Genomic DNA, 23,272 nt, shown 5'->3' on the forward strand with positions numbered 1-23,272 from the left:
CTCAGCGGGAGCCGTCGGTGCGGCGGGGCAGCTGCCAGGGGTTGGCCTCCTGCAGGGGTTCGGGCAACAACGCGTCCGGGAAGCCCTGCCAGGCGATCGGCCGCAGGAACCGCTCGATCGCCGCGGTGCCGACCGACGTCGTCGTGGGGGCCGTCGTGGCCGGGTACGGGCCGCCGTGCTGCTGGGCCCAGCTCACCGTGACCCCGGTGGGCCAGTCGTTCCACAGCAGCCGTCCGGCGATGCGGGCCAGCGACGGCAGCACCGGCCGCAGCCAGTCCACATCGGACTCCTCACCGTGGATCGTGGCGGTGAGTCCCGGTTCGATCACCTCCAGCAGGCGCAGCAGCTCCGCCTGGTCGGCGTAGGTGACGATCAGCGACGCCGGCCCGAAGCACTCCTCGTGCACCGTGGCGCCACCCTCGAGGAACTGCTTGGCCGTGGTGGCCAGCAGCGTCGGGGTGAACGCGGGCGACGACGAATCCGACGACGACACGACCTCGACGCCCGGAACCTCACGCAGCTTCGAAAGCTGGGCGGAGAACCCGGACGCAATGCGGTCGTTGAGCATCGGCTGGGCGGCCGCGCCGTCGAGGGCGGCGCGCAGTGTGTCGGTCAGGCCGTGGTCCTCCGGCAGGAACAGCAGGCCCGGCTTGGTGCAGAACTGCCCGGCCCCGAGCGTGAACGACCCGGCGTAGCCCTTGGCCACGGCTTCCCCGCGCGCGGCGATCGCGGCCTCGGTGACCACCACCGGGTTGACGCTGCCCAGCTCGCCGTAGAACGGGATCGGCCGCGGCCGCGACACGGCGATGTCGAACAGCGCCCGCCCGCCGGGGATCGAGCCGGTGAAGGACGCCGCCGCGATCCGCGGGTCCTTCAGCGCGGTGACACCTTCCTCCTGGCCGAAGATCACGTTGAACAGGGCGGCCGGGGCACCCGCCTTGATCAGCGCCTCCCGCACGATCGAGCCCGTCTGCGCGGACAGCTCCGGGTGCCCGGGGTGGGCCTTGAGGACCACCGGGCAGCCCGCGGCCAGCGCGGACGCCGTGTCCCCGCCCGCGACGCTGAACGCGAACGGGAAGTTGCTGGCCGCGAACACGAGCACCGGTCCGATCGCGGTCTTGACGCGGCGGATGTCGGGACGCGGGCCCATCGGCCAGTCCGGGTCGGCGTGGTCGACGGTGGCACCGAGGTACTCGCCGTCGGACAGCACCTCGGCGAACAGGCGCAGCTGGAACGTCGTGCGCTTCAGCTCGCCGGCCAGCCGCGGCGACTCGGGCAGGTGCGTCTCGGCGTGCGCCAGCGGGACCAGTTCACCCGCGGCGGCGTCGAGGGCGTCGGCGACGGCGGTCAGCCAGCCGGCACGTTCGGCCGGGGTCGCCTCGGCGGCGGGACGGGCGGCTTCGGCGGCTCCCGCCAGGATCTTCTCGAGCGTGGCGGCGTCGGTGGCCTGGCTCATCGGTGGAACAGCTCCTCAGTTCTCATGGGCGGCGGCGGTGGCCGTTTCCAGGTCGGGCCAGCGACCCGGACCGGCCAGGCCGAGGTGGTACAGGTGCAGCTCGGCGGCACCCGCCTTGGCCAGCTCGCCGACGTAGGCGGCGATGTCCGGCACCGGCGCGGCGGCGACCGCCGTGATGTAGCTGGCGATCGCGACCCGTTCGGGCAACGCCTCCCGGGCCGCGGCGACGGCCTCGGCCCCCGTGGCGGGGGCCCACCCGAACAATACGACCGTATCGACGTCTTCGGGTGCCGACGGCGTCAGCCCGGGCAGCGCGCCGGTGACCCACGGGTCGAGCGCGCCGTGCAGCACGACCCGGGTGCCCGGCGGCAGCGTGGCCAAAACCGCGGCCCGCAGGGCATCGGTGGCGTCCTGCCGGACCCGCAGCAGCATCTGGGTCAGCTCCGGCGGCAGCCGGTCGCCGGTGATCCCCAGATCACCGGTGGCGATCAGCCGCCGGACCTCCTCGACGAGCTGCGCCCGGACGGTGTCCGGGTCGATGTCCCACGCCGAGGCACAGGCCTCGCAGCAGCAGATCGACAGCAGCCGTGCCACCGCGGGCGCCCACACGCCGTCGGTCTTCTCGTGCTGGTGCTGGTGGATCGCCCCGAGCGGCCCGCAGGCCTCGAGGATCACCGACGACAGCTCCAGCCCGGCGACCGAATTCGCCACCACGGCAGTGGCGTACTCGCGCACGGCGGGCTGCGACGGGCACAGCGCCCACGGATAGGCCTCGCCGAAGCAGTTGCGCACCACGACGTCCGGGTGCTCGTAGCCGAGCTGGGAGTTGTGGGTCAGCACGATCCAGGCGGCGGCCGGGATCCCGGCCTCGGTGAGCAGCCGGACGGCGTCGCCCCCGGAGTCACCGGAGGGCACCCAGTCCGGAGTGGACGGACGCAGGACGCCCCACCCGTCGGCCACCGGCCGGTAGAACGCCGCGTGCCGCGCCACGACCGCCGTCCGGGACGGCGACCACGGCGTCGCCGCGCGGGCGCTGTGGTACGACAGCGCCACGGCCACCTCGTCGACGCCGAGCGCCTGGACCCGCGATACGAAATCGGGTTCCAGGACGTCCCAGGGGTAGGCGTATCCCGTCACCTTCACCGGCTCACCACCTCGCCGTGTTCGGCTCGAAACCGGCGACGAAGTTCCGCATGTACGTCACGTCGTCGCGCTTGTTCAGTCCACATCGGACGTAGTTTTCGTGCAGCCGGGCCAGCGCGTCCTCGTCGAGGGTGATCCCGAGCCCCGGGGTCGTGGGCACCGCGACGGCACCGTCGCGGAACTCCAGCGCGCCCGGCTCGATGACGTCCTCGACCTTCCACGGCCAGTGCGTGTCGCACGCGTAGGTCAGGTGCGGGGTCGCCGCGGCGACCTGCACCATCGCGGCCAGGCTGATCCCGAGGTGGCTGTTGGAGTGCATCGACAGGCCGACGCCGAAGCTCTCGCACGTCACCGACAACGACTGCGTCGCCCGCAGCCCGCCCCAGAAGTGGTGGTCGGACAACAGCACGCCGATCGCCCGCGCCCGGAAGCCCGGTTCGATGTCGCCGAAGTTGACCACGCACATGTTGGTCGCGAGCGGCATGGACGCTTCGGCGGCCACCTGGGCCATGCCGTCGATGCCCGGCGTCGGGTCCTCGAGGTACTCCAGGACGCCGTCCAATTCGGACGCGACCCGGATGCTCGTCTCGACCGTCCAGGCGCCGTTCGGGTCGATCCGCAGCGGGTGCCCGGGGAACGCCTCGGCCAGCGCGCGAACCCCGTCGACCTCCTGGGCGGGCTCGAAGACCCCGCCCTTGAGCTTGATCGAACGGAAGCCGTACTCGTCGAACATCCGCTTCGCCGACCCGACCAGCGCCTCGGGCGTGGTGATCTCGCCCCAGGAGTCTTCGCGGCCCTCGACGTGCTTGCCGTACTTGTAGAACAGGTAGGCGGAGAACTCGACGGCGTCGCGGGCCTTGCCGCCGAGCAGGTCGGTCACCGGACGGCCGAGGAAGTGGCCCTGCGCGTCGAGGCAGGCGACCTCGAACAGCGAGTACACGCTCGCGATCGTCTTGCGGATGGAGAACCCGCCGATCAGGCCGTGCGCGTCGGTCAGCACGGTGTCCGACAGCGCTTCGGCGACCAGCCGCTGCAGGCCGGGCAGGTCGAACACGTCGTGGCCGCGCAGCCGCGGCAGCACCTTGCGCACCTCGCCGAGGAAGGCCTCGTCGCCGTAGGACTCGCCGAGCCCGACGATCCCGTCCTCGCACTTGACCTGGACGACGCTGCGCAGCGCGAACGGCTCGTGCACGCCCATGACGTTGAGCAGCGGCGGATCGGCGAAGGCGACCGGGGTCAGCACCACGTCGAGGATCTGCATCAGCCGAGCCCCTTCAGCGTCACGAAGCCGTCCTCCACGACCTTCTCCAGCCGGTGGATCTGCTCCGGGGTCGGCTCGACCAGCGGCGGCCGGACCGGGCCGACCTTGTCGCCGCGCAGCCGGGCGGCGGCCTTGACCAGCGAGACGGCGAAGCCGGGCGTCTCGTCCCGCAACGCCACCAGCGGCAGGTAGAACCCAGTGAGCAGGGCGTCCATCACGCGCGTGTCGCCTTCGCCGAGCGCGCGGTGGAAGCGGTGGGCGATCTCCGGCGCGAAGCAGTGCACCGCCGAGGAATACCGGGCGACACCGACCGCGGCGTACGCCTTCGCGGAGACTTCCGCGGTCGGCAACCCGTTGAAGAACAGGAACTTCCGCGCCCGCTCGGTGTCCAGCGACCGGATGGTGGTGACGATCCGGGTCATGCACTCGACGTCGCCGTAGCCGTCCTTCAGGCCGACGACCGACGGGATGTCCAGCAGGGCCGCCGCGGCCGGCGCGGTGAACACGCCGGTGCCGCGGTGGTAGACGATGACCGGCACGGACGAGTCCCCGACGGCGTACCGCACGAAATCGACCAGGCCCGCCGACGGGCCGGTCACCAGGTACGGCGGCAGCAGCAGGACGCCGTCCGCGCCCCCGGACTGGGCCGCCGCGATGCCGGCCCGCGCCGACGCCGCGCCGCCCCCGGCACCCACCCAGACCGGGACGCGGCCGTCGGCCACCTCCCGGGCCCGGGTGAGCACCGAGGTGACCTCGGCGGGCGAGAGCGAGCTGAACTCGCCGGTGCCGCACGCGACGAACAGCGCACCGGCGCCCGCCGCGATGTGGCTCTCCACGTTCTCCGCGAGCGCGTCGAGGTTGACCTCGAGGTCCTCGGTGAACGGGGTGAGGGGGAACGCCAGCAGGCCGTCCAGCTCGATCTCGTTCTGTGCCATCAGTTTTCTGCTCTCTCGTCCTTTTTCGGGTTCGGCCGGGTGAGGCCTGCGTCAGGCGGGCACGGTCGTGCCTTCCTGCTTCCGGTCGACGTCGTCGTCGGCGGTGTTCACGGTGTCGACGATCTCGTCGGCGGCCGCGCTGCGCTCGGGAGCGAGCAGCCCGAGGCCGACGTAGAGCGCGAGCGAAACCAGGATCGGCGTCGCGACGAGCACGGTCTGGTTCGCCTTGAAGACGTAGTACACCAGCGCGTAGTCGATCAGGCCGCCCGCCCAGGAGACCAGCGCGGCGCGCGGGCCGCACTTGCGGAACCACGGCAGCATGCCCAGCAGCAGCGGGATCGAGATCGGGCCCATCAGCGCGGCGACCCAGTTGACGACGATCTGCAGCACGCCGCCGAGATTCTGCGCCTGGGTGGCCACCAGCATGGTGAGCGCGACGAAGATCACCGTGGTGATCCGTGCGGCCTTGAGGCCCTGGACGTCGGTCCACTGCCGGGTGCGGCGGAACATCGCCGGGATCATGTCCCGGGTGATCACCGCGGAGATCGCGTTGGCGTCGGAGGAGACCATCGCCATCGTGTGCGAGAAGATCCCGGCCAGCACCAGGCCGATCAGGCCCGGCGGCAGGAACGTCGTGGTCATGATCGCGTACGACTGCGTCGGGTCCTTGACGCCGGGGATGAGCAGCGGCGCCGCGAACATCGGGAACATCAGCACCAGCGGCCACAACAGGTACAACGCGGACGAAAGCCGCGCACCCCGCTTGGCCTCGTGGGTGTTCGGCGCGGCCATGTACCGCTGCGCCAGGTTCCACATGCCTCCGTTGTACTCCAGCGTCTTCACCAGCACGTAGACGAGCAGGAAGATGGTGGTGTACTTCGACGTCACCGGGTCGACGTGACCCTCGGGCAGCTTGTCCCACATCGTCCAGAGCGCGGAGATCCCGCCCAGCTTGCCCAGCACTACGACGATCATCACGACGGCGGCGATCGCCTGGATGACGAACTGGCCGAAGTCGGTGAGCGCGTCGGCCCACAGGCCGCCGATGGTGCAGTAGACCAGGGTGACCGCGCCCGTGATCAGGATGCCGAGGTTGTAGTCCAGCCCGGCGAAGACGTGCAGCAGCGTGGCGACGGCGAACCACTTGGCCGCGATGTCGAAGATCTTCAGCAGGCTGCCGCTCCAGGCGAGCGCCTGCTGCGTCGGCACGTTGTAGCGCTTGGCCAGGTACTCCAGCGGCGAGGCGACGCCGAGCTTCGAGCGCAGCCGGTTCCAGCGGGCGGCGAACAGCCAGCTGCCGATGCCCACGCCGATACCGATGCTGGCGAAGCCCCAGAAGTACACGGTGACGCCGCTGGTGTAGGCCACGCCCGCGTACGCGACGAAGAGCACGGCGCTGTAGCCGGACATGTGGTGCGAGATGCCGGCCAGCCACCACGGCATCCGCCCGCCGGCGGTGAAGAAGTCCTTCACGTCGCTGATTCTCTTGTGCGACCACCAGCCGATCACGATCATCAGCGCGAAGTACGCGCAGATCATCGTCCAGTCGAGTGCGTGCACCGCAGGCTCCCTTCCGCGTCCACGTCGATGCGGTCCAACTGTTCACATCTATGAACGGAGTCTGTTATAGTGATTATGTTCATCCATAAGAACGTTGTTCGGGACGCTAATATGGCCGGGGTCACAAGTCAACGGCCGGACGGAGGAGCACAAATGCCGCAGAAGGTGGACAACGCGGCCGAGAGCGCCCCGGCCGAGTCTTCGGGCGTGAAGTCCGCGCGCCGGGCCGTCGACCTCATCGAGACGTTCGCGGCGAACGACGTCTGGCTGTCGCTGTCGGACCTGCACGCGCGCACCGGATTTCCCCGCTCGTCGCTGCACGGCCTGCTGCGGACGCTGCTGGAGGCCGGCTGGCTGGAGGCCGACACCAACACCGCCCGCTACCGCCTCGGCGTCCGCGCGCTGATCTGCGGCACGGCGTACCTGGACCGGGACGCCGTCGTCCCGTTCGCGACCGAAGCGCTGGAGCGCATCCGGGAGAAGACCGGCTTCACCGCGCACTTCGCGCGCCGCAACGGCACCGAGGTCGTCTACCTGGAGACGCGCGAGTCGCAGCGGTCGACGCACCTGGTCTCCCGCGTCGGGCGCACGCTGCCAGCGCACGCGACCGCGCTGGGCAAGGCGCTGCTGGCCGAACTGACGCACGACGAGATCGAGGCGCTCATGCCGTCGACGCTGACCGCGCTGACGCCGAACACCATCACCACCCTCGAAGGCCTGCACGCCGAGTTCGCCGCGACACGCGAACGCGGTTACGCCGCCGAGGTCGAGGAAGGCACGCTGGGCGTGCGGTGCGTGGCCGCGGTGATCCCCTACCGCATCCCGGGCACCGACGCGATCAGCTGCTCGATGCCGATCAACCAGGTGACCGACGACGACGCCCGCCGCGTCGGCGAGTTGCTCGCCGAGACCACCGCCGAGCTCGGGCAGCAGCTGCGCCGGGCCGGCATCCGTTAACCCTTCTGCGTGAGAGGAACCCCATGACGGACCAGCGCGTGCTCATCACCGGGTCGGCGGGTGTCGTCGGCACCCTGATGCGCCCCCGCCTGCGGCGCCCGGGCCGGGTGCTGCGCCTGCTCGACCTGGCCCCGCAGACGCCTTCGGATGCCTCGGAAGAGGTCGTGACGGCGTCGGTGACCGACCGGGCGGCGATGGCGGAAGCGTGCGAAGGCGTCGACGCGCTGATCCACCTCGGCGGGCACAGCCGCGAGAACTCGTGGGAGGAAACCCTCGACGTCAACATCAACGGGACGCAGACGGTCCTGGAGGCGGCGCAGGCCGCGGGGATCCGGCGGGTGATCCTGGCGTCGAGCAACCACGCGGTCGGCTTCCGCCGGGTGGATTCGGAGTTGCCGGCGGACTCCTCGCCGAGGCCGGACACGTACTACGGCGTCTCGAAGGCGGCGATCGAGGCACTCGGCAGCCTGTACCACTCGCGGTTCGGCATGGACGTGATCGTGATCCGGATCGGCTCGTGCTTCGAGACACCGCTCCCGCTGGGCCCCCGCGGCCTGACGACCTGGCTGTCCCCCGACGACGGCGCGCGCCTGTTCGAGGCGTGCCTTTCGGCGCCTTCGCCCGGGTACCGGCTGATCTGGGGCGTCTCGGACAACACGCGCCGGATCTACTCGCTGGAGGAGGCGGAGGCGCTGGGCTACAAGTCCTTGGACGACGCCGAGGTGTACGCGGACCAGCTGGCCGACAAGCCGGCGCCGACGGGCCCGGCGGCCGAGTACGTCGGAGGCCCGTTCTGCACAGCCCCCTTGGGCGTCATCAACCCGCTCTGAGTCCCCCGCCGCCTCAACCTGAGCCGGGGTCAGTGCACCAGCGTGGCCAGCGCCGACGGCGCCACCGCCATCCGGCCCGTCGTGTGCTGGTAGCGGCGCACGATGTCGCGGCACCGGGTCCGGCACCCCACCCGCCGTTCGGCCTGCAGCAGCCGGTTGCGCCGCGGCGGCGGGAACGCGGCGGCGAGCCGCGCGAGCACTTCTCCCCGGTCGGCACCGACAGCACGCAACACCCAGTCGGCGCCGGGATCGAGCGCGACGAGCGCCAAGGCGAGGTGCTCGACGCGGTGCCGACGTTCCCGGCGGGCGAGCGCCAGCCGCAGGGACGCGCCGTACGCGGCTTGGAGGTCCAGGCCGATCGGGGGCACCGCCCGAGCGCACCGCCGCCGGGCCTTCCCGGCTCCGAGCGGCAACCGGAACTCCTTGGCCGGCGGCCGGTCCGCAAGCGCACCCGGCAGCGACCCGAGGTCGACACCGAGCACCGCCAGGGCTTCCCGGTCGGCCGCCGCGCCCGCGCCGTCCGGGGCGGCCCGGCGCACGGCCCGCTCGACGTCGCCGAGCCCCGGCAACGGCCCTTCGGTGAGCGCGAGCAACAGGTGTTCACTGCCGACCCGCGCGTGCCCGAACTCCCGCGCCAGCTCGCCCGCGCGGCGCATCACCCGCCCCACTGCGGGATCGTCCCCCTGGAACATCAGCCCTCCCGGCTCCGGTGCTTGCGGTGCACGGTCTGCTTGGTGACGCCGAGCCGCTCGGCGATGTCCTGCCACGACCAGCCGGCCCGCCGCGCGGCCGCCACCTGATCGGCCTCGAGCTGCTCGGTCAGCCGCCGCAGCCGCGCGACGGCCCGCAGCGCGACGTCCGGATCGGCACTGCGCACGGCGTGGTCGAGATCGGTCGTCAGGCTCACCGTGTCAGCATATGCTGACGCCGGCGACGTCGTCAACATATGCTGACGGGTACTAGTACTTTTGCGGCTTCCGCCGCCCCACCGCCACCGCCAGGGTGGCGCCATGATCTTGAAATCCCGTCGCGCCCGGAAGCGGGCGATCGTCGTGGCGAGCGTGCTGGTCGTCGTGCTCGCCGGTGCGGTCACGTTGTTCGAGGTGTCGAAGTCGCGGACCTTCCAGTTCTTCGGCACCCTCGTGGACCGCGTCGACACCACCGAGAAGGTCGTCGCCCTCACCTTCGACGACGGGCCCGATCCCGCGGGCACCCGCACGATCCTGGACACGCTGAAAAGCCGTCAGGTGCCCGCGACCTTCTTCCTCATCGGCCGGGACATCGCCGCGCACCCCGACCTCGCCCGCGAAATCGCCGCCGAAGGCCACGAGATCGGCAACCACAGCTTCAGCCACGACCGCATGATCGGCGTGACGCCGTCCTGGGTCGCCGACGAGGTCGAAGCGACCGACGCCCTCATCCGCACCTCCGGCTACACCGGCGAAATCCTCTTCCGGCCGCCGAACGGCAAGAAGCTCTTCGCGCTGCCGCACTACCTCGCGTCCCACCACCGCACGACGATCACCTGGGACGTGGCGCCGGATTCCGACGGCACCCCGGACGCGGCCACCGTGGAAAGCGCTGTCCTCGGCCAGGTCCGGCCGGGCTCGATCGTGCTGCTGCACGCCATGTACGCCTCCCGCGGGCAGACCCGGCAGGCGATCGGGCCGATCCTCGACGGGCTCAAGCAGCGCGGCTACCGGTTCGTGACCGTGTCACAGCTCATCGCCAGCCGCTGAAGGGCGGCCAGCGCGCCGTCGATCGGGTGCGGCTGGGGGCGTCCCGACTCGTCGAGCCGGTTCCAGCGCTGCGCGTTCACCGCGATCGCGAACTGCCGCGTGCCGTCCGCGCGGGCCGCCGCCAGGGTTCCGCCACCCCAGACCGTGCCGCCGTGGCCCCAGAACTCCGTCGACTCCACCGGGTGCAGGCCCAGGCCGTAGTCGATCAGCTTGCCCTCCTGGGAAACGATCCGGACCGTCCGCCGCATTTCCGCCAGCGAAGCCGGTGAGACGATCTCGCCCGCCAGCAACAGCTCGTAGAAGCGGTTGAGGTCCGAGACCGTCGAGATCAGCGAAGCGGCCGGGCCCACCCACGACATGTCGAAGACGCTGTAGTCCCGCGGCGGGTCGATCATGCCGAACCACGATTCGTACAGCTTCGAATGCGGCTCTTCGACGTGCGTCCCGGCCGGGAAGGTGGTGTCACGGAGCCCGGCGCGGTCGATGACGTCGCGGGTGATGCACTCTTCCGCGCGGCCGCCGGTCACGTGCCCCAGGAGCTGCCCGAGCAGCAGGTAGTTGGTGTTGGAGTACACCCCGGGCGGGCCCACCGCCGGCGCGCCGACGCCCATCGCGATCAGCTCGACCGGGTCGAACCGCGTGAACCGGTGCTCGTCGAGGCTGTCCGGCCGGGTGGCGGCCAGGTCCGGGAACGCCTTGAGGCTCGGGTAGGCGTACGGGAGGTATTCGGCGAGCCCGCTGGTGTGGTCGATCAGCATCCGGACGGTGATCACCCGCCCGCGCTCGCCCGGAACCAGCTTCGGCAGGTAGTGACCGATCGGGGTGTCCAGGCCGATCCGGCCCCGCTCGACCTGCCGCAGCACCGCGGCGGCGGTGAACGTCTTCGTGACGCTGCCGACGCGGTGTCGCATTCCGGCGGAAACGGGCCGGCCGGTGCCGGTGTCGGCGACCCCCGCCGCACCACGCCAGACCTGGTCACCGGCCCGCACCTCGGCGAACACGCCCGGCACGCCGGCCCGGTGGACCGCGTCGAGGGCCGCGTCCAGCTGTCCGAAATCCATGGGGACACCTCTCGGGGGAACGGAAGTGTCCTCATTATGCACGCAGTGCGTGCAGCAGCAAGTGCATAAGCTATGCTGGCCGTCGGCGAAGGGACGAGATGGCGAACCGAAGGCGTTGGACGACCGAGGAAATCCTGGACACGGCGGCGGAGCTGCTGCGCCGCGGCGACGCGGAGTCGTTCAGCGTCCGCAAGCTCGCCGCGGAGCTGGGGACCGACTCCTCGAGCCTCTACCGGCATTTCCGCACCAAGACCGAGCTGCTGCGCGCGCTCGCCGACCGGATCCTGCTGGGCGCCATGGCCGGGTACCGTCCCGACGGCGACTGGAAGCAGCGCCTGACCGCGCTGGCCCTGCGCCTGCGCGAGGCGTTCGGCGAGCAGCCGCAGATCGCCATGGTCTGGGGCCGCTACGCCTCCAGCGGCGCGGGTTCCCGGCTGGTGATGGAAGAGGTGCTGCAGGCCCTGCGCGCCTCAGGCCTGCCCGATGCGCAGATCCCGGTGCGCTACCACCGGATCGCGATTCTCTTCGCCGCGCTGATCGCGTCCGAGGCCGGCGTCAGCACGGTCACCCCGGAGGAACACGAGCAAGGCATGGAGCTGTTCCGCGTCGCGGTGCTGGGCGCCGATCCCGACCGCTTCCCCGCCTTGGCCCACTTCGCCCGCGAAGTCCGTCCACTCGGGGCCGACCGCCGCGCGGCGTTCGAGGAAATCATCGCCGCCCAGCTCGCCGACATCGAGGCCGCGATCCCCTGACCGCGGTCAGTGCGCGACCCGGACGGCCGGCAGTTCGAGCCGGGCCACCCACTCGCCGTCCCGCGGGCCGTGGGCCAGCGCTCCCCCGGCCGCCGCGGCCTGCTCCGCGAGCCCGGCCAGCCCGTAGCCGCCACCTTCGGGCGGCGCTCCCTTGAGCGCGTTCCGCGCGGTGATCGTCACCCGGTCACCGGCTTCGACGTCGAGCCGCAGCCGGACGCCCGGACCGTTGTGGCGCAAGGCGTTCACCGCCGCCTCCGCGACGAACCGCTCGGCCAGCTCCCGCACCGGGCGCGGCAGCGCGGGCAGCACCGGGTCGCTGTCGAGGACCAGGCCGGCGGTCCGGAGCCGGGCCAGCACCTCGGCGAGGTCCGGGGCGCGTTCGGCGTCGTCGCGCAGGTCGTCCAGCGTGCGGCGGACGAGGGTGAGTGCGCCCCGGCCGGCCGCCAGGAGCGTGTCGAGGCGTTCCCGGTCGGCGTCGGTCAGATCGCCGACCGCGCGCAGCGTCTCGGCCTGCACGAGCATGACGGCCGTGGTCTGGGCGAGCGTGTCGTGCAGCCGCCGGGCCGCGCGCTCGGCCCGGTCGGCGAGCGCGCGACGGCGTTCGGCGCCGAGCAGCCAGGCGACGGCGCTGATCGTGACGACGAGGAGCGTGCCGTCGACCGGGCCCTTCGCCGGGTAGACCGCCGCGCCGGTGGCGAGCGCCGCCGCGGCCGCGAGCCACCGCTGCGGCGTGCTGTAGAGGGCGAGCAGCACCGGCACGTACATCGTGTTGCGCGGCTGGTCGAGCAGCAGGTGCCCGGCCGTCGCGAGGGTCACCACGACGAGCACGACGGCGGGGGCGCGGCGGGACCACAGCAGCGGGACGAGCTGGACCGCGCTGAGCCCGGCCGCGACCAGCCCCTGCTGCGGCGTCCACGCCCCGCTGGCGAAGAACACCGCGGCGACGGCGGCCGTCGTGACGAGAGACTGACGCATGGGCCGACAGTAGAGTGCGGGCATGATCCGGGTTCAGGTCGTCGACGACCACGCGCTGGTGCGCGAGGGCATCGCCCTGATCCTGGGCGCGCAACCGGACCTCGAGGTGGTCGCGCAATACGCGAGCGGCCCGGAGCTGCTGGCGTCACCGGTGCCGGCGGACGTGGTGCTGCTCGACGTGTACCTGCCGGGCATGGACGGCCTCGAAGTCCTGCGCCGCCTGGGTTCCTCGGCGCCCCGGGTCCTGATGCTGACGACGGTCGGCCGGCCGCGGGAGATCCGCGAAGCGCTCAGCCTGGGCGCGGCGGGATTCGTGCTGAAGGAAGCGTCGGGCGCCGAGCTAGCGGCAGCGGTCCGCGCGGCGCACCAGGGCGTGACGGCCTTGAGCCCGGCGGCGGCGTCCGCCTTGACCGGCGGCGGGACGCTGACGCCGCGGGAGCGGGACGTGCTGGAGCTGCTGGGCGAGGGGTTGTCCAATAGGGACATAGCCGCCCGGCTGCGGCTGGCGGAGCGGACGGTGAAGGTGCACGTGGGGAATGTGCTGGCCAAGCTGGGCGTGACGAGCCGCACCCAGGCGGCGCTGGTGGCGAGGGATCGCTGAACGCGATTTCGTTCTGAGCCGACGCATGACCAGCTGACCTCGGCGATAGGAGGGAGCAGCCATCAGCGAAGCGAGACACGGCCGGCCGCGCCGGGAAATCGCGGGGTCGCAGTGGTTCGTGGCCGAGGACGAGCGCTCCGAACCCGTCGCCGTGGTGCGGCGCATGGCGGGCGCCGCCGAGGCCTACACGTCGAATCTCCGGTGGGAACCCGTTCCCCCGGGGCGTGAGCTCGAAGCGATCGGTCCGCACCGGACGGTCCGAGACATCTCCCCGGGCGCCGGACTCGTCCTCGCCCACCGCCTGGCCCGGCGGGTGCGTCACGTCAAGCAGCGCCACGAATGGGGCGGCGAAGTCTGGTACTTCGGAATCTACGAAACGCTGGAAGAGACCTTCGACATCGACGCCACGCGCCTCCTGATCGCGACCGACGCGGGCAGCAAGTGGTTCGGACGGCGGTACGCCGGGCAGGGCAGGTGGGAGCCCACCCGCAGGCTGGACGACATCTGGCGCGGTCTCCGCCACGAGGACCACCTCGCCCTCAGCCCGGCCGAAGCGGAACGGATCATGAACCGCCTCGGCTGACCTGGGTTCGGGTACGCCGACACGGCTCGACCGCGACCGACCACAACGTCTTCTCCGGCGGCCGGCGGCAGGTCACCCCGTGACGTACCGGGTCAGCATCGCGACCATCTCGTCTTCGAGCCGCCGGGCGTCGATCGGGTCGGGCTCGGCCAGCAGGTCGTGCACGGCCAGCTCGACCGTCGCGATGACCAGGCGGGCCGCCGTGGCGGTGTCGGCCACGCGGACCTCGGGGTGGCCCTCCAGGAGGGCGCGGGTGTGGCCGACCATGGCCCGCTTCACCCGGCCGACCCGCTCGAGCAGCTCGTCCGATCGCGGGGCCTGCTCGATCAGCATGCGCAGCAGGTGCGGGTCGTCGAGGTGGGCTTCGACGGCGAGCCGGACGAAGACGCGGAGGACGTCCTCGATCGAATCGGGCAGCGGACCGGTGAGGACCTTCGCCGCGGCGGCCGTGCCGTCGTCGAGATGGCGGGTCAGCAGCTCGGCGAGGATCGCGTCCTTGTTCGGGAAGTACTGGTACAGCGAGCCGATCGAGATGCCGGCCCGCTCGGCGATGCGGTTGGTGGTGCCGGCGGCGTAGCCGTGGTCGGCGAAAACGTGAGCAGCCGCGGTCAGGATCCGCTGCCGGGTCAGCTCGGCGCGCACCTGACGCGGCTGTTTACGTGGCTGGATGCGGCGCTGGTCCGACGGCACGGCTCCCCTGGCGAAAGCGAGTAGTCAAGATCTGAATATTTGCTCATAATTATGCCATGACCAGCACAAATACTCTGCCCCGCGTCTCCGCGGCCGAGGTGCGGGCCCGGCTGGGCGAGCCGGAGGAGATGCTCAAGGCCAAGATCGGCGACCGCATCGACGCCCACGCCCGCCGCTTCATCGCGCACTCGCCGTTCCTGACGCTGGCCACCGCCGACGCCGCAGGCCGCGCCGACTGCTCGCCCCGCGGCGACTACCCCGGCTTCGTCAAGGTCCTCGACGAGCGCACCCTCGCCCTGCCCGACCGGCCCGGCAACAAGATCGCCGACTCCTTCCGCAACATCGCCGAAAACGACGGCGTCGGCCTGCTGTTCTTCGTCCCCGGCATGCGGGAAACGCTGCGGGTCAACGGAAGCGCCTACGTCACCGACGCCCCCGACGTGCTCGCCCGGATGCGCACCGAAGCGAAGGCCCCGATGCTGGCGATCGTCGTCGACGTCGCCGAGGTGTACTTCCACTGCGGCCGTGCGCTGATCCGGTCGCGTCTGTGGGACCCGGCGAGCCAGGCGCTCGCGGCGGAACTGCCGTCGGCCGGCGAAATCGCCGGGGAGAAGATGAACGTCGACCCGGCGCTGCTCGACCAGCTCCTCGAAGACGGCTACCGGAAGCTGTACTGACATGCAGAAAACCATCCTGGAGCGCATCGAGCGCGTCACCGATGACGTCGTCTCCCTGGTCCTGCGCGGCGACGAAGGCCCGCTGGCGCCGTGGGAGCCGGGCGCCCACATCGACCTGGAGCTGCCGAACTGGCTGACGCGGCAGTACTCGCTGTGCGGCGACCCCGGTGACCTGTCGGCCTACCGCATCGCGGTCCGCCACGACCCGCTCAGCCGCGGCGGCTCGGAGTACGTCCACCTGTTCCTGCAACCGGGCCGGACCCTCACGGTTTCCCTGCCCCGCAACCACTTCCCGCTGCAGCCGGCGGCGGAGTACCTGTTCGTCGCGGGCGGCATCGGGATCACGCCGATCGTGCCGATGCTGCGTGCCGCAGTCGCTTCCGGCGCCGCGGTGACACTGGCGTACGCGGGACGGCCGTTCGCCGCGGAACTTGCCTCCGAGTACGGGGAACGCGTGCGGCTCGGGCGCCCGGACCTCGCGGCCCTGGCGCGGGAGTTCCCGGCCGCGGAGGTCTACTGCTGCGGCCCGGCGTCGATGGTGGACGCGGCCGAGGCGGTGTTCCCGGGAGTGCACACCGAACGCTTCGAACCCACCCGGCGGACGTTCGGGCCGGACACACCGTTCGAGGTGACTTGCGCACGATCCGGCGGCACGATCCAGGTCCCGGCGGACGAATCCCTGCTGGACGCGCTGAACCACGCCGGGAAGCCGGTGCCGTCCGCGTGCCGGGAAGGAGTGTGCGGCAGCTGCGAGGTCCGGGTTCTCGAGGGTGAACCGGAACACCGCGACGACATCGGCGCCGCTGCGGGCCGGATGTACCCGTGCGTCTCACGCGCGCTGTCACCTCGGCTGGTGCTGGACCTCTGACCGGACCCGCCTGACGGCCAGCGCGGGCAGCGCACAACGGTCGGCTTGCATACCTGGAGAGTCGGCAAGCCGACCGTTACGTGGTGACGTGGGTGAGGGTTACGGGCTTTTTGGGCGGGCCGCTGCCGTCGCCGATGCCCGGTTTGGCCGGGTCGATTCCGGCGCGGGCGATCGCGTCGAGGATTTGCAGGCCCGGGTCGTCGATGCTGCCGAAGACCGTGTACTCCGGTGGGATGTCGGTCTCGCCGAAGACGAGGAAGAAGTGGGACCCGCCGGAGTCCGGGGCGGTCGTCTTCGCCATCGCGAGGACGCCGCGGCCGTACGTCAGCTCGGGGAACACCTCGTCGCGGATCGTGTAGCCGGGGCCGCCGGTGCCGTCACCGGCCGGGTCGCCGCACTGGAGCATCTGCAGCCCGGTGGTGACCGACAGCCGGTGGCACGACGTGCCGTCGTAGAACCCCTGCCGGGCCAGGCTCAGGAAGTTCACCACCGTGCACGGCGCCAGCGCGCGGTCCAGGGTGAGCCCGATGTCGCCGGCGGTCGTCGCGAGCCGGACGTCGACGGTGCCGCTCGACGGCGCCGGGCCGTCGGGCGGCAGCGCGACCTTCTTCGGGGCCGGTGCGCTCGGGTCCGGAGTGAACGCGCACGTCATCGGGTCGGCCAGCGGCTTCGCCCGCTTCGGCATCGGGGCCCGGCCGCCCGGCAGCGTCACCGGGGTGCTCGGCACCGGAGACGTCGGCGTCACGACCGTCGCCGAGCCTGCGGGCAAGTGTCCCGGCGCGACCTGCGCGCGCCCGTCCGCCTCCCGCAGGAACCCCGGCCACCCCCAGGCCAAGAAGGCCAGCACCATCAGGATGACGACCGCGACCGACCCGGTGATCAGCACCATGGCCGCCGGTGACGTCTGCTTCGGCGGCACCGGCGGCTGCCACGGCGGGTACCGGTCCGGCTCGCTCATCCGCGCCCCCCTTCGTCGGAGAGCACCATACTGCCGTCAGGACCGCCGCTCCGAGGCGGAAACGCCGATCACGGCAGGCCCCACGGCGCGCTCGGCCCGCTCGCCGCCACCGGCCGGACGCCGAAGTCCGGCCGGTCCCCCTTCCGGTACACGAACGCGTCTTCACCGCACCCGAGCTCGACCTGGACGTCCCCGTTCGCCAGCCGCCGCCAGCGCCGCGCCCGGCCCCGCGCGTCCGTCACCGCGAGGTCGCCGTCGATGCCCGGCCGCAGCACGCAGGGCGCGCCGGCCTCGCTGTGCACCTTCAGCCAGCGTGTCTTCCCGCCCGTGCGGGACGCGCTGAGCAGGAACGCGCCCTCGGTGCGGAAGTCCCGCAGCGCGACGTCACCCCAGGCCGCCGGCACCGCCGGGAACAGCCGCAGGACCCCGCCCCAGCTCTGCACCAGCATGTCCTGCAGGGACTTCGCCGCCGACAACGGCGTCTCGATGACCGGCCCCGACTCCTTGTACATCGTGTTGGGCTGGATGTACCGCCGCTGCAGCTCGCCGAGGTAGAACGCGGCCTGGTCGCCCCGCAGCATCTGCGCCGAGATCGACGCCGCCCCGGTGAAGGTGTAGCCCTGCAGCGCGCCTTCGAAGCCGACCCAGTGGTTCAGCGACGTCTCGATGATCGCCCGGTGCTCCGGCTGCTCCCACGTGACGTCGTGGAGCGGGTAGATCTGCAGCAGGTGCGAGTAGTGCCGGTGCGACTTGGCGAACGGCACCCCGGCCCCGATCATGTAGCCGTTGGCGTCGGCGGGGTAGTCGACCAGCGTCTCCAGGACGGTCCGCCAGCGAGGCGCCAGCGGATCGCCGGGCGCGTGCTGCAGCAGCGTCTTGCACCCCCAGCGGATCAGCGAGAGGTCGTAATTGCAGTCCGGGGCGTTGACGCCGTACTCGGGCGAGAACGTGGGCGGCAGGTGCAGCTTCCCGTCCGGTCCCGGCGCGAGGAAGTGCAGGTAGTAGTTGATCGCCCGCCGCAGCAAAGGAACCAGCGTGTCCCGGAGCAGTACGCCATCGAGCGTGTGCCGGTAGGACAGCCAGACGTTGTGCAGGGCCCAGGTCAGGTTGCCGACCTCCGGTGTCGGCGTGTCCTGCCCCGGGATCCCGACCGGGAACCCGCTGGTCGCGTTCGAGACGCCGTTGAGCAGCGTCATGTCCGTCGTCCGCGGGATGCCCGCCGAATCACCTTGGTACGGCTAGGCGACTTGGCTGATCAGGTGGGCCCGGTACCTGTCGAGGGCGTAGCTGACGGCGTCCAGCTCCAGGTGGTTCGAGCCGTGGATGAGCCAGTACTCGAGCTGGACGTTGAGGTTCCACCAGGTCGCCGGCCACGGCGTGTTCTCCAGCCACGGCCCCGAAGTCGCCATCACCGGTGCCTCGCGCCGGGCCGCCGAGGCGACCTTGTACAGCTGGATCCAGTAGAAGCTCTGCAACCGGGTGTCCGGAATGGACAGGAAGCTCCGCCGGTGGAAGTCGTGCCACCAGCGCCGGTGGTCCTGGGTCAACGCGGCGAACGGAAGCGCCCGGCGGACCGTGCCCAGTGCCCGCGCCACCGAGGTCTTTTCGGGGTGCGACCAGGCCACCGACGTGTACAGCGTGCGTGCGCCGCCCCGCGTGACCTCCCGCCAGGCCGTCACGTGCTCGCCACCGGCCAGCAGCGGCTGGACGGCCAGCTGCGCGTCACCGCTTCCCGACAGCTGCACCGGCGGGTTCGCGGTGTACCCCGCCGGCGGCGGCTTGTTCCACACCGGATCGGCACGGGGACTGACCGCCACCGCCGGGTGGAACACCCACTTGAACCCGCGTTCCCCTTCGGACGGCCGGATTTCGACGGCCAGCAGTGGTTGTCCCGTGTGGACGATCGCGCGCAGGCTCAGGCCGCCGGCGGACGTCGTGATCGTGCCGGTCAGCTCGGCGTTCCACAGGTCCAGCCGCCAGTCGATCGCGGTGATCGCGCCGACCGGTTCGAGCGTGAAGTACCCGATCGGCAGCCGGGCCAGGCCGAACAGCGACCCGAACTCCGGGCGGTGGTCCTGGACCTGGCTGTGCTGGACGTTGAACCGGATCGCGTTCTGCCCGGGCTCGGCGTAGCTGCCGGAGCCGAGGAACCCGTTGCCCAGGAACGGGCCCTCGTACCAGGTCTTCGGCAGCCGCCGCCAGTACAGGTCCGCGGTGCCCAGGAACCCGGCCCAGGAGAAGTCGTCGCTGCCCGCCTCGGCGATCCCCGGGGTCAAGCCGGCGGCGGCGATCCCGGCGAGCGCTCCGCCGAGCACGGTTCTGCGGGTGATGTCCATGCGACCTCCTCGTCGAAGAGCGGGGTTCAGCTCGGCAGGCCCCACGCCGGCGCCGGGCCGAGCGCGGGGACGTCCCGCGGCGCGAAGTCCGGCCGCCCACCCCGCGGGGTGACGACGGCGGTGCCGCCGCGGCGCAGCCCGACCGCGATCCGTCCGGGCCCGGCCGCCCGCCACGGCAGCCGGCGGCCGTGCTCGTCACGGACGTCGACGTCTCCCACGACGCCGTGCTGGAGCACCAGCGGCTCGCCGGCTTCGCTGTGCACACGGACGAATTCGGTCCGGCCGTCGCGGCGGGAGGCGTCCACGAGGAACGCGCCTTCCGCACGCAGCCCGGCGATCGAGGCGTCGCGCCAGGTCGCCGACACCGACGGGAAGACCTTGAGCACCCCGCCGGACCCCTGCATCAGCATGTCCACAACGGACTGTGCGGCGGTGATCGGGCTTTCGATCGCGAAGTTGGAGCCCTCGCGGTACATCGTGTTCGCGGTCAGCTCCGTGTCGGCCACGACGTTCCGGTCGAGGAAGAACTTCAGGTACCGCAACGCTTCCTCGGGCGCGTCCATCACCGACTTCATCGACGACGCGGCCGCGTAGCTGTAGCCGTGCCAGGCGGACTGGTCGGCGGCCCAGTGGTCGAAGGTGCGCGTCATGACGTCCCGATCGCCCGGGACGTCCCAGACCTTCTCCCGCAGCGGGTACAGCCACAGCAGGTGCGAGAAGTGCCGGTGCGACGCGGACAGGGGGACGCCGTCGCCGATCAGCACGCCGTTGGCGGGATCTTCGTGGTAGGGCACGAGTTTCGCGCCGATCTCCCGCCAGATCGGCACGCGCGGCTCGTCGAGGCAGAGGATCCGGGCGGTGTCGACGAGCGTGCGGGCCGCCCACCGGATCAGCGACAGGTCGTAGGTGCAGTCGGGCGCGTCGGCGTACTCCGGTGACCGGGTCAGCGGCAGGTGCAGCCACCCGTCCGGGCCGGTGAACAGGAAGTGGCGGTAGAAGTTCAGCGCCTTGGCCAGCGTCGGGTACAGGACGTCGCGGAGCACGCTCCGGTCCATGTGGTGGCGGTAGGCCAGCCAGACGTTGTGCAGGCCCCACAGGAGGTTCCCGGTCTGGTCGGTCTTGGACGTCGTCCCGGGGACGCCCACCGAGCGCGTGCCGCCGGGGCGCAGCCGCCAGTCGCCCGGGTGCGAGAGGGCGTAGGTGTCACCGTCGCGGTACGCGGGCGGGACGGACACCTCGAGGTTGGCGTGGTCACGCCGGAAGGTCTCGGTGACGGCGTCGAGTTCGGGGTGGTTGGTGCTGTTGACGATCGGGTAGGTGACCTGGACGTTGAGGTTCCACCACACCGCGGTCCAGCTGTTGCCGACCTCGGGGAACCACGGCCCCCATTCGGAGACGACCGGGCCGTCCGCGCGGGTGGCGGCCGCGATCTTGTACAGCTGGATCCAGTAGAACCGCTGCACCTGCTTGTCGGGCACCGAGACGAAGCTGCGCCGGTGGTAGTCGTTCCACCAGCGGCGGTGCCGGGCGAGCAGCGCGTCCGGGCGGGCGGCAAGCGCTTTCCGGACGGCCTTTCGGGCGTCGGCGGTGTGGGTGACGCCGGGGAAGCTGTAGGCGACGGTGGCGGCGAGCAGTCGTTTCGTGCCGATCGCGCGTTCCTGCCAGGCCGTGGAGTACCCGCCACCGGCGAGCATCGGCTGGGCGCAGTAGCCGTCGCCGGGTTCCGGCGCCGGGTTGGCGACGTACTCGGGGGGCTTGCGGACGGTCCGGGTGGTCGCGGATTCGAGAGGTTGGAACGCCCACGCGGCGTTCGTCTCCCCGGCGTTCGGGGTCAGCGAGACGAGGAGGACGCCGAGGTCGTTGTGCACCACGGCGGAGAACGCGACCGAGCCCTGCGTGGTGGTGATGGTGCCGCCGAGTTCGGCGTTGTAGAGGTCGAGGGTCCAGTCGACGGCGGTGATCGCGCCGGCCAGGATGAGGGTGAGGAACCCGATCGGCAGGCGGGACAGCCCGATGCCGGCTTCCCACTGGATGCGCTGGTCCTGCACCTGGGTGTGGCTGAGCATGAACTTGAGCGTGTTCGGGGTCTTCCCGGCGTAGACCTGGACGCCGAGGTAGCCGTTGGCGAGGAACGGGCCTTCCTGCCAGTTCTTCGGCAGCCGCCGCCAGACCATCCGGGCATCGGTGGCGACGTCCCGGTGCGGGTCGATTCTGGCTGACGCGGGCGGGGCGGCCCGGGCCCATAGACCCCCGAAGGCGGCGGCCCCGGCCAGCACCGAGGCAGAGCGGAGCACCGTCCGCCGGGACACTGCGTCCATGACGCATCCTCCGAACTCATACGACGTTTCGGCGAGATCATGCGGCGGCGTCCGGTCATACTTGCAGACGACAGCGCAAAATACCAGGGAGGTTCACCCGGAAAGCGGCAGAGACATCCGATGAATCAGGGAAGTGGAGGCAGCGCCGGGGTGTACAGCCAGCGGGTGAAGAACGCGCTCAGCGACCGGCCGGCGTGTGTCTCCGCGGCCGCCACGAAGAGCTCCGTCGTCACCAGCCCGTGCCGGTGCTCCTCGGCCCACGACTTAAGCAACGCGAAGAACGCCGGGTCCCCGATCTCCGCCCGCAGCGCGTGCAGCGTCAACCCGCCCCGCTTGTAGACCCGCTCGTCGAACATCCGGGCCACGCCCGGGTCGGCGATCCGGACGTCCGCCGGCTTGGCCTTGATCCGCGCGTACCAGTCGCGGGCCAGCGCCGCGGCCGGGGCACCGCCCGACTCCTCCGACCACAGCCACTCCGCGTACGTCGCGAAGCCCTCGTTCAGCCAGATGTGGCGCCAGTCGGCCACCGTCAGGCTGTTGCCGAACCACTGGTGGGCCAGCTCGTGCAGCACGAGCCGCTCGTGGGTGCGGCGGCCGTCGACGTGGTTGGCGCCGAAGATCGCCATGCCCTGGGCCTCGATCGGGTCGTCGAGGGCGTCGTCGGTGACCACCGTGACGTACTCGCCGAACGGGTACGGGCCGAACAGCCGCTGCAGGAACTCCATCATCCGGCCCTGCCGCCCGAAGTCCCGCTCGAACGCGCGCCGCAGCCGCGGGGGCACGGCCGCGTGCTGCGGCACGGTGGGGGCGACCGACTCGACGCCGCCCCGCCCGAAGCCGAGCGTCAGCAGGCGCGCGCCCACGCCGGCGGGCGATCCCCAGCCGCGGCCGGTCAGCTCGACGTCGTCGTAGCGGCCGATCTGGACGCTCATCAGGTACGTCGCCGTCGGCTCCGGCCGCTCGAAGACCCAGCGGGTCGTGCTCGCCGACGTCGACCGCTCGACCAGGGTGCCGGTGACCGCGACCAGGTACGGCGACGCCGTCGTCACGCTCACCCGGTACGCGGCCTTGTCCGACGGGTGGTCGTTGCACGGGAACCACGACGGCGCCCCGACCGGCTGGCTCGCCACCAGCGCGCCGTCGGTGAGCTCGTCCCAGCCGACGTCACCCCAGCGGCTCCCCACCGGCCGCGGGTTGCCGACGTAGTAGACCTCCACGGTGAACACGCCGCCCGCCGGAATCGACTTCGCCGGCTTCACGTGCAGCTTCGCACCGCGCTTGAGGTACTTCGCGGGCTTCCCGTCGACCAGCACCCGGTTGATCCGGAACTCGCCGAAGTCGAGGCTGACGCGGGAAAGCGCCTGCGTGGCCTCCGCGGTGATCACCGCCGACGCCGAAAGCCGGTTCGGCGCGACCTTGTAGTCGAGGCTCAGGTCGTAGTGCCGGGTCCGGTAGCCGCCGTTGCCGTGCGCGGGCAGGTAGGGGTCGCCGGAGGTGTCCGCGCCGGGAGCGGGAGCCTTCGAAATCACCCGTGGCGAACCTTTCGTCGTGCGTGCTGGAACCAGGCTCGCA

21 protein-coding genes and 1 pseudogene are annotated in these 23,272 nt (G+C 71.5%); 8 read left to right on the top strand and 14 right to left on the bottom strand.

Features of this window, described 5'->3' with window-relative positions; all coding sequences use genetic code 11:
• Nucleotide 1: 1 nt before the first annotated feature.
• From ACFPLC_RS43905 to ACFPLC_RS43925, 5 genes are read right to left on the bottom strand one after another with little or no spacing between them, the layout of a single operon-like run.
• Nucleotides 2-1,456, bottom strand: coding sequence for an aldehyde dehydrogenase (NADP(+)) (locus ACFPLC_RS43905; RefSeq protein WP_378204671.1), 1,455 nt, complete (start codon nt 1,454-1,456; stop codon nt 2-4).
• Between the two features lie 15 nt (nt 1,457-1,471).
• Nucleotides 1,472-2,599 carry an alpha-amylase family protein gene (locus ACFPLC_RS43910; protein ID WP_378204668.1) on the bottom strand — a complete coding sequence of 376 codons (1,128 nt, stop codon included), beginning with the start codon at nt 2,597-2,599 and terminating at the stop codon, nt 1,472-1,474.
• A gap of 4 nt (nt 2,600-2,603) precedes the next feature.
• Nucleotides 2,604-3,860 (bottom strand): glucarate dehydratase family protein, encoded by a 1,257-nt coding sequence (locus ACFPLC_RS43915; RefSeq protein ID WP_378204665.1) that lies wholly within the window; start codon nt 3,858-3,860, stop codon nt 2,604-2,606.
• On the bottom strand, nt 3,860-4,795 hold the full coding sequence (locus ACFPLC_RS43920; RefSeq protein ID WP_378204663.1) for a 5-dehydro-4-deoxyglucarate dehydratase: 936 nt from the start codon (nt 4,793-4,795) through the stop codon (nt 3,860-3,862). The genes ACFPLC_RS43915 and ACFPLC_RS43920 overlap by 1 nt, the downstream gene beginning before the upstream one ends.
• Before the next feature lie 51 nt (nt 4,796-4,846).
• Complete coding sequence (locus ACFPLC_RS43925) at nt 4,847-6,355, bottom strand: sodium:solute symporter family protein (protein ID WP_378204660.1); 1,509 nt, start codon at nt 6,353-6,355, stop codon at nt 4,847-4,849.
• Between the two features lie 153 nt (nt 6,356-6,508).
• On the opposite strand from ACFPLC_RS43925, the gene ACFPLC_RS43930 reads away from it, so the two are divergent.
• Both ACFPLC_RS43930 and ACFPLC_RS43935 read left to right on the top strand, forming a co-directional pair.
• Nucleotides 6,509-7,312 carry an IclR family transcriptional regulator gene (locus ACFPLC_RS43930; protein ID WP_378204657.1) on the top strand — a complete coding sequence of 268 codons (804 nt, stop codon included), beginning with the start codon at nt 6,509-6,511 and terminating at the stop codon, nt 7,310-7,312.
• A 23-nt stretch (nt 7,313-7,335) separates the two neighbouring features.
• Nucleotides 7,336-8,142: an NAD-dependent epimerase/dehydratase family protein gene (locus ACFPLC_RS43935; RefSeq protein ID WP_378204654.1), complete on the top strand. Its 807-nt coding sequence runs from the start codon at nt 7,336-7,338 to the stop codon at nt 8,140-8,142.
• A gap of 29 nt (nt 8,143-8,171) precedes the next feature.
• Here ACFPLC_RS43935 and ACFPLC_RS43940 read toward each other — a convergent pair whose 3' ends face one another.
• Together ACFPLC_RS43940 and ACFPLC_RS43945 are read right to left on the bottom strand one after the other, a co-directional pair.
• Complete coding sequence (locus ACFPLC_RS43940) at nt 8,172-8,834, bottom strand: Clp protease N-terminal domain-containing protein (RefSeq protein ID WP_378204651.1); 663 nt, start codon at nt 8,832-8,834, stop codon at nt 8,172-8,174.
• A complete protein-coding gene (locus ACFPLC_RS43945; protein ID WP_191316067.1) occupies nt 8,834-9,043 on the bottom strand; it encodes a helix-turn-helix domain-containing protein in 210 nt (69 codons plus the stop codon). Before ACFPLC_RS43945 ends, ACFPLC_RS43940 begins: the two co-directional genes overlap by 1 nt.
• Nucleotides 9,044-9,152: 109 nt before the next feature.
• On the opposite strand from ACFPLC_RS43945, the gene ACFPLC_RS43950 reads away from it, so the two are divergent.
• Nucleotides 9,153-9,881, top strand: a complete 729-nt coding sequence (locus tag ACFPLC_RS43950; protein WP_378204648.1) for a polysaccharide deacetylase family protein — start codon at nt 9,153-9,155, stop codon at nt 9,879-9,881.
• Here the strand turns inward: ACFPLC_RS43950 and ACFPLC_RS43955 are convergent.
• Nucleotides 9,839-10,942, bottom strand: coding sequence for a serine hydrolase domain-containing protein (locus ACFPLC_RS43955; protein WP_378204645.1), 1,104 nt, complete (start codon nt 10,940-10,942; stop codon nt 9,839-9,841). The genes ACFPLC_RS43950 and ACFPLC_RS43955 overlap by 43 nt on opposite strands.
• A gap of 98 nt (nt 10,943-11,040) precedes the next feature.
• On the opposite strand from ACFPLC_RS43955, the gene ACFPLC_RS43960 reads away from it, so the two are divergent.
• Nucleotides 11,041-11,694: a TetR/AcrR family transcriptional regulator gene (locus tag ACFPLC_RS43960; RefSeq protein ID WP_378204643.1), complete on the top strand. Its 654-nt coding sequence runs from the start codon at nt 11,041-11,043 to the stop codon at nt 11,692-11,694.
• 6 nt (nt 11,695-11,700) lie between these two features.
• Here ACFPLC_RS43960 and ACFPLC_RS43965 read toward each other — a convergent pair whose 3' ends face one another.
• A complete protein-coding gene (locus ACFPLC_RS43965; protein ID WP_378204640.1) occupies nt 11,701-12,669 on the bottom strand; it encodes a histidine kinase in 969 nt (322 codons plus the stop codon).
• Nucleotides 12,670-12,691: 22 nt separating this feature from the next.
• Here ACFPLC_RS43965 and ACFPLC_RS43970 point away from each other — a divergent pair, with 22 nt between their 5' ends.
• Both ACFPLC_RS43970 and ACFPLC_RS43975 read left to right on the top strand, forming a co-directional pair.
• On the top strand, nt 12,692-13,270 hold the full coding sequence (locus ACFPLC_RS43970) for a response regulator transcription factor (protein WP_378204637.1): 579 nt from the start codon (nt 12,692-12,694) through the stop codon (nt 13,268-13,270).
• A gap of 118 nt (nt 13,271-13,388) precedes the next feature.
• Nucleotides 13,389-13,853: a hypothetical protein gene (locus ACFPLC_RS43975; RefSeq protein WP_378204634.1), complete on the top strand. Its 465-nt coding sequence runs from the start codon at nt 13,389-13,391 to the stop codon at nt 13,851-13,853.
• 72 nt (nt 13,854-13,925) lie between these two features.
• Here the strand turns inward: ACFPLC_RS43975 and ACFPLC_RS43980 are convergent, their stop codons facing one another.
• The gene (locus ACFPLC_RS43980) at nt 13,926-14,543 is read right to left on the bottom strand and encodes a TetR/AcrR family transcriptional regulator (RefSeq protein WP_378204631.1); all 618 of its coding nucleotides are present in this window, start codon (nt 14,541-14,543) and stop codon (nt 13,926-13,928) included.
• A 56-nt stretch (nt 14,544-14,599) separates the two neighbouring features.
• On the opposite strand from ACFPLC_RS43980, the gene ACFPLC_RS43985 reads away from it, so the two are divergent.
• Nucleotides 14,600-15,220 carry an MSMEG_1061 family FMN-dependent PPOX-type flavoprotein gene (locus tag ACFPLC_RS43985; protein ID WP_378204628.1) on the top strand — a complete coding sequence of 207 codons (621 nt, stop codon included), beginning with the start codon at nt 14,600-14,602 and terminating at the stop codon, nt 15,218-15,220.
• Nucleotide 15,221: 1 nt separating this feature from the next.
• Nucleotides 15,222-16,088: a PDR/VanB family oxidoreductase gene (locus tag ACFPLC_RS43990; RefSeq protein ID WP_378204625.1), complete on the top strand. Its 867-nt coding sequence runs from the start codon at nt 15,222-15,224 to the stop codon at nt 16,086-16,088.
• A gap of 76 nt (nt 16,089-16,164) precedes the next feature.
• Here the strand turns inward: ACFPLC_RS43990 and ACFPLC_RS43995 are convergent, their stop codons facing one another.
• The 4 genes and pseudogenes from ACFPLC_RS43995 to ACFPLC_RS44010 form a co-directional block, all read right to left on the bottom strand.
• Nucleotides 16,165-17,046: a peptidylprolyl isomerase gene (locus ACFPLC_RS43995; protein ID WP_378204622.1), complete on the bottom strand. Its 882-nt coding sequence runs from the start codon at nt 17,044-17,046 to the stop codon at nt 16,165-16,167.
• A gap of 68 nt (nt 17,047-17,114) precedes the next feature.
• Nucleotides 17,115-19,382: pseudogene (locus tag ACFPLC_RS44000) on the bottom strand (glycosyl hydrolase family 95 catalytic domain-containing protein).
• A gap of 26 nt (nt 19,383-19,408) precedes the next feature.
• Complete coding sequence (locus ACFPLC_RS44005; protein WP_378204619.1) at nt 19,409-21,700, bottom strand: glycosyl hydrolase family 95 catalytic domain-containing protein; 2,292 nt, start codon at nt 21,698-21,700, stop codon at nt 19,409-19,411.
• Nucleotides 21,701-21,825: 125 nt separating this feature from the next.
• Nucleotides 21,826-23,229: a M1 family metallopeptidase gene (locus ACFPLC_RS44010; RefSeq protein WP_378204616.1), complete on the bottom strand. Its 1,404-nt coding sequence runs from the start codon at nt 23,227-23,229 to the stop codon at nt 21,826-21,828.
• Nucleotides 23,230-23,272 lie beyond the last annotated feature (43 nt).

The sequence above is a fragment of the Amycolatopsis plumensis genome, from assembly GCF_042652605.1.
In the GTDB taxonomy this organism is placed as follows: Bacteria; Actinomycetota; Actinomycetes; order Mycobacteriales; family Pseudonocardiaceae; genus Amycolatopsis; species Amycolatopsis plumensis.

Bases quoted from the DNA above. Each gene is read 5' to 3' on its own strand.
- ACFPLC_RS43905 (WP_378204671.1), bottom strand. From the start codon at position 1,456: ATGAGCCAGGCCACCGACGCCGCCACGCTCGAGAAGATCCTGGCGGGA.
- ACFPLC_RS43915 (WP_378204665.1), bottom strand. From the start codon at position 3,860: ATGCAGATCCTCGACGTGGTGCTGACCCCGGTCGCCTTCGCCGATCCG.
- ACFPLC_RS43920 (WP_378204663.1), bottom strand. From the start codon at position 4,795: ATGGCACAGAACGAGATCGAGCTGGACGGCCTGCTGGCGTTCCCCCTC.
- ACFPLC_RS43930 (WP_378204657.1), top strand. From the start codon at position 6,509: ATGCCGCAGAAGGTGGACAACGCGGCCGAGAGCGCCCCGGCCGAGTCT.
- ACFPLC_RS43935 (WP_378204654.1), top strand. From the start codon at position 7,336: ATGACGGACCAGCGCGTGCTCATCACCGGGTCGGCGGGTGTCGTCGGC.
- ACFPLC_RS43940 (WP_378204651.1), bottom strand. From the start codon at position 8,834: ATGTTCCAGGGGGACGATCCCGCAGTGGGGCGGGTGATGCGCCGCGCG.
- ACFPLC_RS43950 (WP_378204648.1), top strand. From the start codon at position 9,153: ATGATCTTGAAATCCCGTCGCGCCCGGAAGCGGGCGATCGTCGTGGCG.
- ACFPLC_RS43955 (WP_378204645.1), bottom strand. From the start codon at position 10,942: ATGGATTTCGGACAGCTGGACGCGGCCCTCGACGCGGTCCACCGGGCC.
- ACFPLC_RS43960 (WP_378204643.1), top strand. From the start codon at position 11,041: ATGGCGAACCGAAGGCGTTGGACGACCGAGGAAATCCTGGACACGGCG.
- ACFPLC_RS43965 (WP_378204640.1), bottom strand. From the start codon at position 12,669: ATGCGTCAGTCTCTCGTCACGACGGCCGCCGTCGCCGCGGTGTTCTTC.
- ACFPLC_RS43970 (WP_378204637.1), top strand. From the start codon at position 12,692: ATGATCCGGGTTCAGGTCGTCGACGACCACGCGCTGGTGCGCGAGGGC.
- ACFPLC_RS43985 (WP_378204628.1), top strand. From the start codon at position 14,600: ATGACCAGCACAAATACTCTGCCCCGCGTCTCCGCGGCCGAGGTGCGG.
- ACFPLC_RS43990 (WP_378204625.1), top strand. From the start codon at position 15,222: ATGCAGAAAACCATCCTGGAGCGCATCGAGCGCGTCACCGATGACGTC.
- ACFPLC_RS43995 (WP_378204622.1), bottom strand. From the start codon at position 17,046: ATGAGCGAGCCGGACCGGTACCCGCCGTGGCAGCCGCCGGTGCCGCCG.
- ACFPLC_RS44005 (WP_378204619.1), bottom strand. From the start codon at position 21,700: ATGGACGCAGTGTCCCGGCGGACGGTGCTCCGCTCTGCCTCGGTGCTG.